This is a genomic window from Bradyrhizobium sp. SZCCHNS1022 (genome assembly GCF_032484835.1).
Classification (GTDB): Bacteria; Pseudomonadota; Alphaproteobacteria; order Rhizobiales; family Xanthobacteraceae; genus Bradyrhizobium.
Map to the genome: position 1 here is coordinate 2,423,163 of NZ_JAUETT010000001.1, position 13,323 is coordinate 2,436,485.

Annotated in this window: 14 protein-coding genes; 13 read left to right on the forward strand and 1 reads right to left on the reverse strand. The window is 64.5% G+C overall.

The genetic code is table 11. From position 1 onward, the window contains the following. The first annotated feature begins 38 nt into the window (after positions 1–38). From QX071_RS10980 to QX071_RS11040, 13 genes are read left to right on the forward strand one after another with little or no spacing between them, the layout of a single operon-like run. Complete coding sequence (locus QX071_RS10980; protein WP_315700803.1) at positions 39–500, forward strand: hydrogenase accessory protein; 462 nt, start codon at positions 39–41, stop codon at positions 498–500. Further along, positions 497–1,360 carry a hydrogenase expression/formation protein gene (locus QX071_RS10985; RefSeq protein ID WP_315700802.1) on the forward strand — a complete coding sequence of 288 codons (864 nt, stop codon included), beginning with the start codon at positions 497–499 and terminating at the stop codon, positions 1,358–1,360. The genes QX071_RS10980 and QX071_RS10985 overlap by 4 nt, the downstream gene beginning before the upstream one ends. Next, complete coding sequence (locus tag QX071_RS10990) at positions 1,357–1,566, forward strand: rubredoxin (RefSeq protein WP_315700801.1); 210 nt, start codon at positions 1,357–1,359, stop codon at positions 1,564–1,566. The genes QX071_RS10985 and QX071_RS10990 overlap by 4 nt, the downstream gene beginning before the upstream one ends. Then, positions 1,563–2,081 (forward strand): [NiFe]-hydrogenase assembly chaperone HybE, encoded by a 519-nt coding sequence (hybE, locus tag QX071_RS10995; protein ID WP_315700800.1) that lies wholly within the window; start codon positions 1,563–1,565, stop codon positions 2,079–2,081. Before QX071_RS10990 ends, hybE begins: the two co-directional genes overlap by 4 nt. Then, complete coding sequence (locus tag QX071_RS11000) at positions 2,078–3,163, forward strand: hydrogenase assembly protein HupF (RefSeq protein WP_315700799.1); 1,086 nt, start codon at positions 2,078–2,080, stop codon at positions 3,161–3,163. Before hybE ends, QX071_RS11000 begins: the two co-directional genes overlap by 4 nt. Further along, positions 3,156–3,497 (forward strand): hydrogenase maturation nickel metallochaperone HypA, encoded by a 342-nt coding sequence (gene hypA / locus QX071_RS11005; RefSeq protein ID WP_315700798.1) that lies wholly within the window; start codon positions 3,156–3,158, stop codon positions 3,495–3,497. The genes QX071_RS11000 and hypA overlap by 8 nt, the downstream gene beginning before the upstream one ends. Then, positions 3,497–4,483, forward strand: coding sequence for a hydrogenase nickel incorporation protein HypB (gene hypB, locus QX071_RS11010; RefSeq protein WP_315700797.1), 987 nt, complete (start codon positions 3,497–3,499; stop codon positions 4,481–4,483). The genes hypA and hypB overlap by 1 nt, the downstream gene beginning before the upstream one ends. 2 nt (positions 4,484–4,485) lie before the next feature. Further along, a complete protein-coding gene (gene hypF / locus QX071_RS11015) occupies positions 4,486–6,741 on the forward strand; it encodes a carbamoyltransferase HypF (RefSeq protein ID WP_315700796.1) in 2,256 nt (751 codons plus the stop codon). Then, positions 6,741–6,974 carry a HypC/HybG/HupF family hydrogenase formation chaperone gene (locus QX071_RS11020; protein ID WP_315700795.1) on the forward strand — a complete coding sequence of 78 codons (234 nt, stop codon included), beginning with the start codon at positions 6,741–6,743 and terminating at the stop codon, positions 6,972–6,974. The genes hypF and QX071_RS11020 overlap by 1 nt, the downstream gene beginning before the upstream one ends. Next, positions 6,971–8,098 carry a hydrogenase formation protein HypD gene (gene hypD / locus QX071_RS11025; protein WP_315700794.1) on the forward strand — a complete coding sequence of 376 codons (1,128 nt, stop codon included), beginning with the start codon at positions 6,971–6,973 and terminating at the stop codon, positions 8,096–8,098. The genes QX071_RS11020 and hypD overlap by 4 nt, the downstream gene beginning before the upstream one ends. Further along, on the forward strand, positions 8,095–9,135 hold the full coding sequence (hypE, locus tag QX071_RS11030) for a hydrogenase expression/formation protein HypE (protein WP_315700793.1): 1,041 nt from the start codon (positions 8,095–8,097) through the stop codon (positions 9,133–9,135). The genes hypD and hypE overlap by 4 nt, the downstream gene beginning before the upstream one ends. A 19-nt stretch (positions 9,136–9,154) precedes the next feature. Beyond that, positions 9,155–10,609: a sigma-54 dependent transcriptional regulator gene (locus QX071_RS11035; protein ID WP_315700792.1), complete on the forward strand. Its 1,455-nt coding sequence runs from the start codon at positions 9,155–9,157 to the stop codon at positions 10,607–10,609. Further along, positions 10,584–11,951, forward strand: a complete 1,368-nt coding sequence (locus QX071_RS11040) for an ATP-binding protein (protein ID WP_315700791.1) — start codon at positions 10,584–10,586, stop codon at positions 11,949–11,951. The genes QX071_RS11035 and QX071_RS11040 overlap by 26 nt, the downstream gene beginning before the upstream one ends. 15 nt (positions 11,952–11,966) lie before the next feature. Here the strand turns inward: QX071_RS11040 and QX071_RS11045 are convergent, their stop codons facing one another. Further along, complete coding sequence (locus QX071_RS11045) at positions 11,967–13,274, reverse strand: MFS transporter (protein ID WP_315700790.1); 1,308 nt, start codon at positions 13,272–13,274, stop codon at positions 11,967–11,969. Between the last annotated feature and the right edge of the window lie 49 nt (positions 13,275–13,323).

Consider the following 13,323-nt stretch of genomic DNA (forward strand, 5'->3'; position numbering starts at 1 on the left):
GGGGAGGCAACGAGAAACTGGACAGGAAGGAGCGCCGAATGGAGTTTCAGGAGCGCGGTCGCGCGCATGGGCGGAGTGGGCTCGGGCGAGGCGGGCTGCCCGAAGTCGATGGCGCGAATATTGATGAATTTCTTGCCGCAACCGATCGGGCTGGGAGCGTCGCGGTCCTGTTGTCCGCGGGCGATCCGGCGCGCTTCCCCGAAGCGCTCGACGTTGCCATCGTGCTCCCCGAACTGATCACGGCGTTTCAGGGCCGGCTGCAAGGAGCCGTCATCGCGCGCGACGCGGAGGCTGCGCTGGGCGAGCGCTTTGGCGTGCGGGTGCAACCGAGCCTGATCTTCTGCCGCGGCGGCGCGACGCTCGGTCTGATCGCCAAGATTCAGGACTGGTCCGTTTATGTCGAGCGCATCTCGCGGTTGATCGACCGGCCGACATCCGGCGTGGCGACCGTCGTCGCCAGCATCATTCCCACCCACAGCGCGCAAGGTGCCGAGCGATGAAAGCAGGTTTCTGGATTGCCCCGGAAGGGGCCGAGCAGCCGGTCAACATCTTTCCGATCGGGGAAGAGAGCCTGGATGCGACGCATAAGGGCCTGACCGCAGCGGGGGCGCTCGCGAAGCTTGCGACCTTGGATAGCGCCGAGCTTGCACGCAGCTGCCCGAACGCGATCACGCTGCTGTCGCAGGTCGCCGAAAGCCTTGCGCGCCAGACCAGCGATGCACCGACCCAGTTGTTCCGGCTCGCAGGCCTCAACGATCTGGAACGGCAGCTGATCGACGACGTGCTGGGCGAGGGCGAGGTGGCCGGTCTGGTCGCTTTGCCCGACGGATCGCTGGCGCAGATCCAGGAATCGGTGCTGGCCGGAGTCTGGCGCGTGCGCTTTGAGGCGGATGGCCAGCTCGACTACATCGAGATCGGCCCGGTGCCGGAAATCGTGACCCGCGCGGCGGCCGATCTGACCGCGCCGGATTTTCAGATCGGGACGCCGCCCGAGGGCATCATGAATGCGCTGCCGGTGCTTGCCGAAATCCATGAGCGTGCGCTCGCCTGGAAGCCCGGCATGCGCACGCAGACCATCAATTTTACGCTGCTGCCGATGAGCCCGGCCGACATGGGTTTTCTGCAGGACACGTTGAAGAACGGGCCGATCCAGCTGGTGTCGCGCGGTTACGGGACCTGCCGCGTGCTGGCGACCGGGGTGCGCAATGTGTGGTCTGTGCAATTCTTCAACGCGATGGACACGATCATCCTCGACACGCTGGAGGTTGGCGGCGTGCCGGTGGTGGCGCTTGCGGCTGACGAGGATTTCGAGGATTCGGCCGAGCGGCTGAAGGAGATCATCGAGGCCTATTTCACATGAGCGGCTTCGAGAATTTCGGCATTCCCAGCGGCCTCGCCGACGACGTCAGCATGGAATGCGGCATCTGCTGGACCCACTATGATCCGGCGCAGGGCGATGCGGTGGCGCAGATTCCCGCCGGCACGCCATTCTCAGCCTTGCCGGAGGACTGGCGCTGTCCGACCTGCGACGCGCCGAAATCGAAATTCATGGCGGTCGAGTCATGAGCGCGGTCGCGGTACAGCCAGGGTGGGCTCCCCTTGACGATCCGGTCGCATGGGGCGAACGCCTTGCTGCAGCCTATCGCGACATCGGCGCGCGCAGCATGCGCGAGCTGCCGATCTATCACGATGCGCTCGATGTGGAGGCGATCGGATTCCAGCGGATACAAGACAACATTGTCGGCATCATCGTCACGCCCTGGTTCTTGAATGTGGTCACGCCTGCTGACGGGCTCGCCGTGGATCCTCCCGGCACAGTCCTGCAGATAAGCTTTCCCGCAGGCACGATCCCGTTCACGGTCAGTGAAATCCCGCCGCTGGGGCTCATCGCGAGCTGTTCGCTGTTCTCGCCGATGTTCGAGTTCGCCGATATGGACGCGGCACGTGCCGCGGCGCATGCGGCGCTGGTCGAATTGATGATGAGCAGTGACGAGCGGTCGCCGGCCGCCGTCGAGCCGAAAGCGAGCGCGATCGACCGCCGCGCCTTTCTCCGTGGCACGTTGACGGAGCGGCGTCCGTGAGCCTGGGTGTCCGCGATCAGATCGATCTGACGCTGTCGATCGCCGACGGCCGGATCGCCGCGGTCGACATCGGGCCGAGAACGCGCCCGCCTTTGGGCCGGCTTTTCGCAGCCAAGCCCGCGGAAATCGCCTTGGCGGCGTTGCCGCGTTTGTTTTCATTGTGTGCTGCCGCGCATCAGGTGGCATTTCTCTCCGCGCTGGACGCAGCACAAGGACACGATCTCGCCCCGCCGGCGCGCCAACGCCGCCTCAACGCCGTCCTCGCCGAGCGGCTTGCCGAACTGCTGCGCGGTTTGCTGATGGAATGTCTCGCGCAGGACCGGCGTATGGCCGCGGCGGTCCGTACGCTGCTGCAGGCAGCGTCGTCTCTCGTCGTGGAAACGGCAGATGGCGCTCGCGTCGAAACCTTGTCACAGATCAAGAGCGGGCTGGCGGCGCTCGGCTTATGCTTTGAGCCGGAGGGGATCGTTCCGGGACGTCCGCTGGCATCGATCATGACGGCCGCCCATAGCCGGGAATGGAACCAGGACATGCCCGCGGATCGAGGCTACTTGTCGGCGGACAACGATCTCGGCGTCGTGACGCGTCTGCTGGACGAAGGCGCTTCGTTCGCCGAGCATCCCGATCTTGAGGGAAGCGTGCCCGAAACCGGGGTCTGGGCCCGCTACGCTCGGAGTGCCTGTGTTGCTTCGCACGGGACGCTGGTGGAACGGCTGCAGGCCAAGGTCTCCGAAATCGTCCTACTCCTGCGTTGGCTGGAGGACGGGCAGGGCGATGATGAGACATTCGAGCGCGGTAGCATCGAGAACTATGCGCTCGGCGTCGGGCGTGGCGCCGCGGCGGTCGAATGCGCCCGAGGCCGACTCTATCACGCCGTCGAACTCGACGATGCCGGCCGGCTTGTTCACTGCGAATTCCTGGCGCCGACCGAATGGAATTTCCATCCGCGCGGGCCAGTGGTGAGGCGTTTGACCGGTGCCATGATCTCCACCTGCGGCCGCAACACCGTCGAAGCGCTGGTCAGCGCCTTCGACGCGTGCGTCGGCGTTCGCCTCGACATCAGGGAGCTGGCCGATGCATGAGATGGCCCTGTGCCAAGGCATCGTTGAGATCGTCGAGCAGGAGGCGCGCAAAGGCGCGTTCTCGAAGGTCAAGACGGTGTGGCTCGAAATCGGGGCGCTCAGTCATGTCGCGCCGGAGGCATTGCGTTTCTGCTTCGAAGCGGTCACTGCGCGGACGGTGGCGCAAGGTGCCGCGCTCGAGATCATCGCGCAGCCTGGAACTGCTTGGTGTCTCAACTGCTCGCAAAGCGTCGAGATCGCCCAGCGCTATGAACCGTGCCCGTCCTGCGGCAGCTATCAGCTGCAGGTCACTGGCGGCGAAGACATGCGGGTCAGGGAATTGGAGGTCGAGTGATGTGCACGGTTTGCGGCTGCAGTGAGGGCAAGGCTTCCATCGAGGCCGGAGATGACCGGCACCATCATCACGGCGATCATGATCATTCCCATGGCCACCATCACCATGGTGATCATGTACATGATCACGACCACGACCATGGTGATCACGGCCACCATCACCACCACGGGCACGGCCATCATCACCATGATCACGCTCACGATGACCATCATCATCATGACCACAGCGATGCCGACCGTATCGACTGCGCCGCCAATCCGGCCGGTCAGGAGATCGCGGGTCTCTCCTCATCGCGCATCATTCAGATCGAGCGCGACATTCTCGGCAAGAACAACGGCATCGCTTCCGATAATCGCGCCCGCTTTGCCGCCGACGAGGTACTCGCCTTCAATTTCGTTTCCAGCCCGGGGGCGGGCAAGACCACGCTGCTGGTCCGCGCGGTCTCCGAGCTGAAGCAGAGCCGGCCCGTTGCCGTCATCGAAGGCGATCAGCAGACCTCCAACGATGCCGAGCGCATCCGTGCGACCGGCGTGCCGGCAGTCCAGGTCAATACCGGCAAGGGCTGTCATCTTGATGCGGCAATGGTGGATGAGGCCTATCGCAAGCTGCCGTCTTTGCGCGGCGGCATCCTGTTCATCGAGAATGTGGGCAATCTGGTGTGCCCGGCGGCCTTCGACCTCGGGGAGGCCTGCAAGGTCGTGGTGTTCTCGACGACCGAGGGCGAGGACAAGCCGCTGAAGTACCCCGATATGTTCGCGGCCTCCGCGCTGATGCTGATCAACAAGATCGATCTCGCGCCGGCGGTCGATTTCGATCTGGCGCAGACGATCGAATATGCCCGCCGCGTCAATCCGAAGATCGAGGTGTTGACGATCTCGGCGCGCACCGGCGAAGGCTTTGCCACCTTCTACGCCTGGATCAGGAAGCAGTCGGAAAAGGCCAGGGCAAACATCGAGGCACGCGCCCTGAGCGCAGTTACGGGCTGATCATGAACGGCGGCGCCCAGGCACAGCATGGCACCAGGCTGCGGCTGCGCGTTCGCGGCGCCGTGCAGGGCGTCGGCTTTCGTCCCTATGTCTATGGATTGGCGAAGCACTACCGGCTCGGCGGCTTCGTCGCCAATGATCCGCAGGGAGTCCTGATCGAGGTCGAGGGCGACAACGCTGCCGATTTCGTCGAAGCCTTGCCGCGCCAGACGCCGCCTTTGGCGCGCATCGACGACATCTCGGTGGAGCGCGTCGCGCCTGCCGCAAGCGATGCCTTCCAAATTCGCGAGAGCGGACGCGGACAGATCGCGACACGGATCGCGCCGGACGCCGCGACTTGTCCGCAATGCTTGGCCGAACTGTTCGACCCCAAGAGCCGCTTCCACCTCTATCCGTTCGTGACCTGCACCGACTGCGGTCCGCGCTTCACCATTGCCGAACGGCTGCCCTACGACCGCGCCACCACGGCGATGAAGCGGTTTCCGTTGTGCGAGGCCTGCGCTGCCGAATACGAGAATCCAGCCGGCCGGCGCTTTCACGCCGAGGCGATCTCATGCCCGTGCTGCGGGCCGCAACTCAGCCACGGCCTCGACGAGATTGCCGCAGCGCTTGAGGAGGGCCGCATCGTCGCGATTAAGGGGCTCGGCGGGTATCAGCTGCTCTGCGATGCGCGCAACGAAGCGACGGTGGGGCAACTGAGATCACGCAAGCAGCGCGACCAGAAGCCATTCGCCGTGATGGTGGCAGTAGCGGATGCGGCGGTCGCGTTCGCCGAGGTCGATGCAACCGAGCGGGCTTTGCTTCAATCCGTCGCACGACCGATCGTGCTGCTGAAGTCGCGTCACGCTGTGGCGCCATCGATCGCGCCGGGGCTCGATAGAATTGGAGTGATGCTGCCGGTGGCGCCGCTGCATCATCTGATCTTCCATGCGCTCGCCCTGCGCGACGCGCCGGGTGAAGTGGCGCATTGGGCGCTCGTCTGCACCAGCGCCAACCTCAGCGGCGATCCGCTCCTGATCGACAACATGGAGGCTGAACAGCGGCTTGCCGGCATCGCCGATCTGGTCGTGACCCATGACCGCGCCGTCGTGACCCGCGCCGACGATTCCGTGCTGTCGGTGGTGGCGGGGCGGCCGCAATTCATCCGCCGCGCGCGTGGCTATGTGCCCGAGCCGATCCGGCTTGCGCGCAAGGTGCCGCCGATCCTGGCGGTGGGCGGGCATTTCAAAACGACCGTGACCTTGACGCGTGGCGACGAGGCCTTCGTCTCCCAGCACATCGGCGACCTCGATACTGCAGCGGCTATCCGCTTTTTCGAAGAGACGATCGATCATCAGACCCGCGTTCTCGACGTCGAGCCGGTGGCGATCGCGCATGATCTGCATCCCGACATGGCTTCGACGCGCTTTGCCGAGGCCAGCGGGCGGCCGACAATGGCTGTACAGCATCACCACGCCCATGCCGCGTCCGTGCTGGCCGAACATGGTCACGTTGGGCCTGCGCTTGCACTGGTGCTGGACGGCTACGGCTATGGTTCGGACGGCGGCAATTGGGGCGGCGAGCTGCTGCTCTGTGACGGCGCAGGCTTTCGCCGCATCGGCCATCTGGCCCCGCTGAAAATGCCGGGCGGCGATCGCGCAGCACGGGAGCCCTGGCGGATGGCGGCGGCGCTGTTGCATGGACTCGGACGGGGCAACGAGATCCCGCGCCGGTTTTCCGCTCACCTGCAGGCGAAATATCTGCTGCCATTGCTCGAACGGGCCGATGTGCCGGTGACGACCAGCGCCGGACGGCTCTTCGATGCGGCGGCCGGGCTGCTCGGTGTTTGTGCCGTGCAGAGCTACGAGGGCGAAGCGGCGATGAAGCTCGAAGCGCTGGTACGCAAAGCCTCGGTGCTCGATGGCGGCTGGGAGATTCGCAACCGTGTGCTGTCGCTGAGGCCCTTGTTTGAACGCCTGCTCGCTGACGGCGATGCGGTCGAAGCCGCCGGCCTCTTCCACGGCACCTTCGCTGCCGCTTGCGTTGATTGGGTTGTTGGCGCTGCGCGTTGGCTGAACGTCTCCGACATCGTGTTGAGCGGCGGCTGTTTCCTGAATGCTCACCTGGTGGAGCAGATCGAGCATGGCTGCCGCGCCGCCAGATTGAATCCGCTGCGGCCACGCCAGCTGCCGCCCAATGACGGTGGTTTAAGTCTGGGGCAGGCCTGGGTCGCCGCGCTCACGCTTGCCCCGCAATCGCATCTTGGAGGATCGACCTGATGTGCCTTGCCATTCCCGCTGAGGTGATCAAGCTCTTGCCCGACGACATGGCGATCGTCTCGATCGACGGCGTCAGCAAAGAGGTCTCGGTCGCGCTGGTCGAGGACCTCGCGGTCGGCGACTACGTCATCCTCCATGTCGGCTATGCGCTGGCCAAGATCGATCCGGCGGAAGCTCAAGAGACGCTCAATCTGCTCCGGCAGTTCGGCGAACAGGCGGAGGCGCAGCCATGAAATATGCCGACGAGTTTCGCGACAAGGAGATTGCAACAGGACTGGCGCGCGCGATCCGTGCCAAGGCGGACCCGCAGAGGTCTTACCGCTTCATGGAGTTCTGCGGCGGCCACACCCATGCGATCGCGCGCTACGGTCTCGAGGACATGCTGCCCGCCAATGTCCGCATGATCCATGGCCCCGGCTGCCCGGTTTGCGTGCTGCCGGCGGGACGCATCGACATGGCGATCCAGCTTGCCGAGCGGCCCGAGGTCATTCTTTGCGTCTACGGCGATCTGATGCGGGTGCCCGGCTCGCGCGGCACCTCGCTGCTACGGGCGAAAGCGCGTGGCGCCGACATCCGCATGGTCTATTCGACCCTCGATGCGATCAGGATCGCAGAAGACAATCCGGCCCGCGAAATCGTGTTCTTCGCCATCGGCTTCGAGACTACGACGCCGCCGACCGCAGTCATGCTCAAGCTCGCTGCGAAGAAGGATCTGCCGAACTTCAGCGTGTTCTGCAATCACGTGCTGACCCCGCCGGCGATGCGCGCGATCCTGGATAGCGAGAATCCGGTCGAGATCGACGGCTTCGTTGGCCCGGCGCATGTGTCGACCGTGATCGGCACCGCGCCTTATGCGCCATTCGCCGAGGAGGATGGCAAGCCGGTGGTGATCGCGGGTTTCGAGCCGCTTGACATGATGCAGGCGATCCTGATGCTGGTCGAGCAGGTCAATGACGGCCGCCACGAGGTGGAGAACCAATATCGCCGCGCCGTGGCTCGCGACGGCAATCCGCGGGCCAAGGCCGATGTGGCTGAGATCTTCGCGCTGCGTGATTCGTTCGAATGGCGGGGCTTGGGATCGATCCCGCATAGCGGACTCAAGTTGAGCCCGGCCTTCGCGCGCTTCGACGCCGAGCTGCGCTTTGCGATGGGCGAGAAGATCGTCGCCGACAATCCCGCCTGCGAGTGCCCGGCGATTCTGCGCGGGCTGAAGAAGCCGGTCGACTGCAAGCTGTTCGGCTCCGCCTGCACGCCGGAAACCCCGATCGGTTCCTGCATGGTGTCGTCGGAGGGCGCGTGTGCTGCGCATTGGACTTATGGCCGCTTCCGGGACCACCAGCGGAGGCTCGCATCATGAGCGCCCCGCAGCGCCGACTCGATCTCAGGAACGGCTGTGTCGACCTGTCGCATGGCGCCGGTGGACGGGCGATGGGACAGCTCATCTCCGGCATCTTTCATGAGGCATTCGGCAATGAATGGCTGGCGCGAGGCAACGATCAGTCGGCCTTCGACGTGCGGCCCGGGCGCATGGTGATGACCACTGACGGCTACGTGGTGTCGCCCTTGTTCTTTCCCGGCGGCAATATCGGCTCGCTCGCGGTGCATGGTACGGTCAACGACATCGCGATGGCGGGTGCGAAGCCGCTTTATCTCTCGGCGAGCTTCATCATCGAGGAAGGCTTCGGCCTTTCCGATCTGAAGCGAATTGCCGATGCGATGGGCGAGGCGGCGCGGTCCGCCGGCATTGCCATCATCACCGGCGATACCAAGGTGGTCGAGCGCGGCAAGGCCGACGGTCTCTTCATCTCCACTGCGGGCGTCGGCGTGCTGCCCGATGGTCTCGATCTGTCCGCGGACAAGGCGCGCCCGGGCGATCGCGTGCTGCTGTCGGGCAGCCTCGGCGATCACGGCGTCGCCATCATGTCGAAACGCCAGAACCTCGCTTTCGAAACCGAGATCGTGTCCGATTCTGCGGCACTGCACGACCTCGTCGATGTCATGGTCGCGGCGGGAGGGCAGGGCATCCGGTTGATGCGCGATCCCACTCGTGGTGGGCTTGCGGCGACTATGAACGAGATTGCCCAGCAATCGCGGCTTGGCTTCCGCTTGCAGGAGGAAGCTATCCCGGTGAAGCCGGCCGTGGCCGCCGCCTGCGAACTGCTCGGGCTTGATCCGTTGCATATCGCCAACGAAGGTAAGCTGGTCGCGGTGGTCGCGCCGGAAGTGGCGGCGTCCGTCCTGGCTGCCATGAGAGCGCATCCGCTCGGTCGCGATGCTGCCGATGTCGGTGAGGCGGTGGCTGACGACCACCGCTTCGTCCAGATGGCGACGAGCTTTGGCGGCGGGCGGATTGTCGACTGGCTGTCTGGCGAGCAGTTGCCAAGGATTTGTTGAGCAGGGATCTGTTGAGGCGATGAGCGTGCAGGGGACGATACTGATCGTCGACGACGAGGTTCGCTCGCAGGAGGCGCTGCGACGGGTCCTCAATCAGGATTTCGAGGTGCTCTGCGCCGGCAGCACGGCAGATGCCGAGAAGCTGCTCGAAGGCGAGATCGTGCACGCCGTGATCTGCGACCAGCGCATGCCGCAGGAATCCGGCGTCAGCTTCCTCAAGCGTGTTCGCGAGTTGTGGCCCGATCCGGTCCGGATGATCATCTCCGGCTATTCGGATTCGGAAGACATCATTGCCGGCCTGAACGAGGCCGGCATCTATCAATACATCACCAAGCCCTGGCAGCCGGAGCGACTGATCGAGATCGTCCGCGAGGCCGTCCAGCTCTATCGGCTGCAGAAGGAGACCGAGACCGCCGGCGTCGACGTCAAGGCGCGGCCTGCGCATGTCAAGAAGGTGGTCTCGGTCAAGCGCGGCGCCGCCAAGCAGCTCTATGATTTCGAGCGCATCCTGCACGCGCCTGACAGTCCCATGCGCGGCGTGATCGAGCTCGGCCGGCGCGCGGCGGATTACGACATCTCGGTGCTGATCACCGGCGAGTCCGGAACCGGCAAGGAGCTCCTGGCGCGCGCCATCCACTATGGCTCCGCGCGCGCAACCAAGGCCTTTGTGATCCAGAATTGCGGTGCTCTGCCGGACGAACTGCTGGAGAGCGAATTGTTCGGCTGCAAGAAGGGTGCGTTCACCGGCGCTTATCAGGATCGTATCGGCCTGTTCGAGGTCGCCGATGGCGGCACCATCTTCCTCGATGAGATCGGGGAGACCTCGCCCGCCTTTCAGGTGAAGCTGCTGCGCGTGCTGCAGGAGAGCGAGATCAGGCCATTAGGCGCGCAGCGGGTGCGCAAGGTCGATGTCCGCGTCGTCGCCGCCACCAATCGCGATCTGGAAGCCGAGGTCGAGGCTGGCCGCTTCCGTCGTGATCTTTACTACCGGCTTGCGGCGTTTCCCGTGCATATGCCGGCGCTGCGCGACCGCCCCATGGACATTCCGTTGATTGCCGAAGGGGTCCTGTCGGCAGTCAAGACCTCGTTCAACCGGCCGCATCTGCGCTTCGTGTCATCGGTGCTGGAGGAGTTCTCCAGATATCACTGGCCCGGCAATGTGCGCGAGCTGCAGAATGAGATCCAGCGCATGGCCGTGTTGGCCGATGCCGACGAGCTGCGCTGTCCGCCCTTCGCCGGACGCCGCAGCGCGCGCCGTGTAGCTTCGGCGGCCAATGGCAAGCTCAACGGCTCAGCGACCCTCAAGGACAAGGTGGAAGATCTCGAAAAGACGGTCATCGTCAGCTATCTTGAGAAATACGAGGGGAATATCAGCCGGGTCGCGAACGAGCTCGGCCTGTCGCGCGTGGGCTTACGCAATAAATTGTCCCGATATGATTTGAGAAAAAATGGCAAAGGCCACGTCCTCTCCTGAGATGCCGGGGTCAGAAACCCTGTTGAAGCTGATCGCCGGCCGTGGCTCGCTTGAGTTCGACAGCGAGCGCGAAGGGGTGTGGATCGAAGTGATCCGCAAGATGGACGAGGTCTATTCCGATCTCCTCCGCTACGAGGTCGATCTCGAGCACAAGAACGCCGAGCTCGAAGAGGCGCAGGCCTTCGTCACCAATGTGATCGAATCGGTGTCCGACATCCTGGTGGTCTGCGATGCCGGCGGCACGGTGCAGCAGGCAAATTCAGCGTTTCAGCAGACCACTGGCCGCGCCATGCAGGAGATCGTCGGCGGCAACGTCGCCGATGTGATCGATGCCGGCGACAGGACCAAGCTGCCGCCGCTGCTGAAGCCGCGCGGTGCGGCGGAGGTGGTCGACAGCGAGCTGCGCTTCCTCAACGAGCAGGGCAGTTCCGATCTGTTCGCCATCAACAGCTCGCCCCGGCATGATCATCGCGGCCGCTTTATCGGCGTCGTGCTGACCGGTCGCCCGATCGGCGAGCTCCGCCGCGCTTATGAGGCGCTCCACAAGGCGCATCGGGAACTCCAGCGGGCGCAGCGCCAGCTGGTCGAGCAGGAGAAGATGGCGAGCCTCGGCCGGCTCGTCGCCGGCGTCGCGCATGAGCTGAACAATCCGATCAGCTTCGTCTACGGCAACATCCATACCTTGATGCGCTATCGGACGGCGCTCGTCACCTATCTCGATGCGATTCACGAGCAGCCGATCGCTCCCGAGGTTGCCCAGCTGAAGAGCGAGCTTCGCATCGATGCCATCCTGGAGGATTTCGGCTCGCTGATTGAGGGCACCCTGGAGGGCGCAGTCCGCATCAGCGAAATCGTCAAGAACCTGCGCCGGCTGTCATTTTCCAAGATCGGCGAGGTCGAGCGGGTCAACATCGAGCGGCTTATCAATACCGCAGTGCTGTGGGCGGTTCGGACCAAGCAGCGGCATCTGGATGTCCAGATCGAGGTCGGGCCGGATCTCTGGATCTCGGGCAATGAAGGCCAGTTGCATCAGGTGATCGTCAACCTGGTCGAGAACGCGATCCATGCGATGCGTACGACGGAGGTGCCGCGGCTCATAGTATCGGCCCAGCGCGAGGGCAATGAGATCCTGTTCAGGGTCTCCGACAACGGCCCCGGCATCGACCAGGATCACTTGAGCCACGTCTTCGAGCCGTTCTTCACCACCAAGCGGGTCGGCGAGGGAACGGGCCTCGGGCTCTGGATCAGCTATGGCATCGTGCGCGAGCACGGCGGCGAACTCATTGCCGGCAACGCGCCCGAGGGCGGCGCAACGTTTTCCTTCGCATTGCCCGCGGCCTGATGACCGATCGCCGCTCTAACGCTGGATCTGCTGCGGCCCGCTGAGCCACAGCGCGAGCACGGTCCAGATCGCGCCGGACAGCAGATAGGCGCCGGCCGACATCAGCCCGAAATTGGCAGCCAGCAGCAGCGCCGCGAGCGGGGCAAATCCCGCGCCGAACAGCCAGGCAAGATCGGAAGTCAGCGCCGAGGCGGTGTAGCGATAGGCGCGGGCGAAGTTGGAGGCGATCGCGCCTGAGGATTGCCCGAACGACAGCCCGAGCAGGACGAAGCCGAGCACCATGTAGGTCGTCTCGCCGATTGCGCCGGCGTCGAGCAGTTGTGGGGCAAAGCCGGAGAACACGGCGATTGCAATCGCCGAGCCCATCAGCAGCGGCTTGCGTCCGATCCGGTCGGCCAAGAGGCCGGAGGCCACGATCGCGATCACGCCAAACACTGCGCCGACGGTCTCGATCACGAGGAAGCGCGTCGGGCTCTCCCGCGTGAACAGGAACACCCAGGAAAGCGGAAACACCGTCACCATATGAAACAGCGCGAAGCTCGCCAGCGGTGCGAATGCGCCGATGACGATGTTGCGGCCCTCGTGACGAATGGTGTTGGAGATGCGGGCCGGCTGCAGCTCACGGCTCTCGAACAGCTCGGCATATTCAGGCGTCGCCACCATGCGCAGCCGGGCAAACAGCGCGACCACGTTGATCGCGAAGGCCACGAAGAACGGATAGCGCCAGCCCCAGTCGAAGAAGTCCGCGGCGGACAGATAGCCGGCGAAGAACGCAAACAGCGTGCTGGCGACGATCAGGCCGAGCGGTGCGCCGAGCTGCGGGATCATCGCATACCAGCCGCGCTGGTTTTCCGGCGCGTTCATGGCGAGCAGCGAGGCCATGCCATCCCAGCTGCCGCCCCAGGACAGACCCTGGCCGATGCGCGCCAGTGCCAGCAGCCAGATCGCCGAGGCGCCGATCGTGTAATAGCTCGGCAGGAAGGCGATCGCGACCGTCGAGGTCCCGAGCAGGACCAGCGCGGTGATCAGCTTGGCATTCTTGCCGTGGCGGCGGTCGATCGCCATAAAGATCACGCTGCCGAAGGGGCGGGCGATGAAGGCGAGCGCAAATAGCGCGAAAGAATAAAGGGTCTGGTGCAAATCGTCGGCGAACGGAAACACCAGCCGCGGGAACACGATCACCGAGGCGATGGCATAGACGAAGAAGTCAAAGAATTCGGACGTGCGCCCGATGATGACGCCGATGGCGATCTCGCCCGGATGGGCTTCGTGGCCGTGGGAAGCGCCGGGGATCGCATCAGCCGTTGCCGCCGCATGTGTCATCACGATTCCAGTCTACCTTAAGTGATCCTGTCGGGCCTTGAGCCCTGCT

Bases quoted from the DNA above. Each gene is read 5' to 3' on its own strand.
- QX071_RS10980 (WP_315700803.1), top strand. From the start codon at position 39: ATGGAGTTTCAGGAGCGCGGTCGCGCGCATGGGCGGAGTGGGCTCGGG.
- QX071_RS10985 (WP_315700802.1), top strand. From the start codon at position 497: ATGAAAGCAGGTTTCTGGATTGCCCCGGAAGGGGCCGAGCAGCCGGTC.
- QX071_RS10990 (WP_315700801.1), top strand. From the start codon at position 1,357: ATGAGCGGCTTCGAGAATTTCGGCATTCCCAGCGGCCTCGCCGACGAC.
- hybE (WP_315700800.1), top strand. From the start codon at position 1,563: ATGAGCGCGGTCGCGGTACAGCCAGGGTGGGCTCCCCTTGACGATCCG.
- hypA (WP_315700798.1), top strand. From the start codon at position 3,156: ATGCATGAGATGGCCCTGTGCCAAGGCATCGTTGAGATCGTCGAGCAG.
- hypB (WP_315700797.1), top strand. From the start codon at position 3,497: ATGTGCACGGTTTGCGGCTGCAGTGAGGGCAAGGCTTCCATCGAGGCC.
- hypF (WP_315700796.1), top strand. From the start codon at position 4,486: ATGAACGGCGGCGCCCAGGCACAGCATGGCACCAGGCTGCGGCTGCGC.
- QX071_RS11020 (WP_315700795.1), top strand. From the start codon at position 6,741: ATGTGCCTTGCCATTCCCGCTGAGGTGATCAAGCTCTTGCCCGACGAC.
- hypD (WP_315700794.1), top strand. From the start codon at position 6,971: ATGAAATATGCCGACGAGTTTCGCGACAAGGAGATTGCAACAGGACTG.
- hypE (WP_315700793.1), top strand. From the start codon at position 8,095: ATGAGCGCCCCGCAGCGCCGACTCGATCTCAGGAACGGCTGTGTCGAC.
- QX071_RS11035 (WP_315700792.1), top strand. From the start codon at position 9,155: ATGAGCGTGCAGGGGACGATACTGATCGTCGACGACGAGGTTCGCTCG.
- QX071_RS11040 (WP_315700791.1), top strand. From the start codon at position 10,584: ATGGCAAAGGCCACGTCCTCTCCTGAGATGCCGGGGTCAGAAACCCTG.
- QX071_RS11045 (WP_315700790.1), bottom strand. From the start codon at position 13,274: ATGACACATGCGGCGGCAACGGCTGATGCGATCCCCGGCGCTTCCCAC.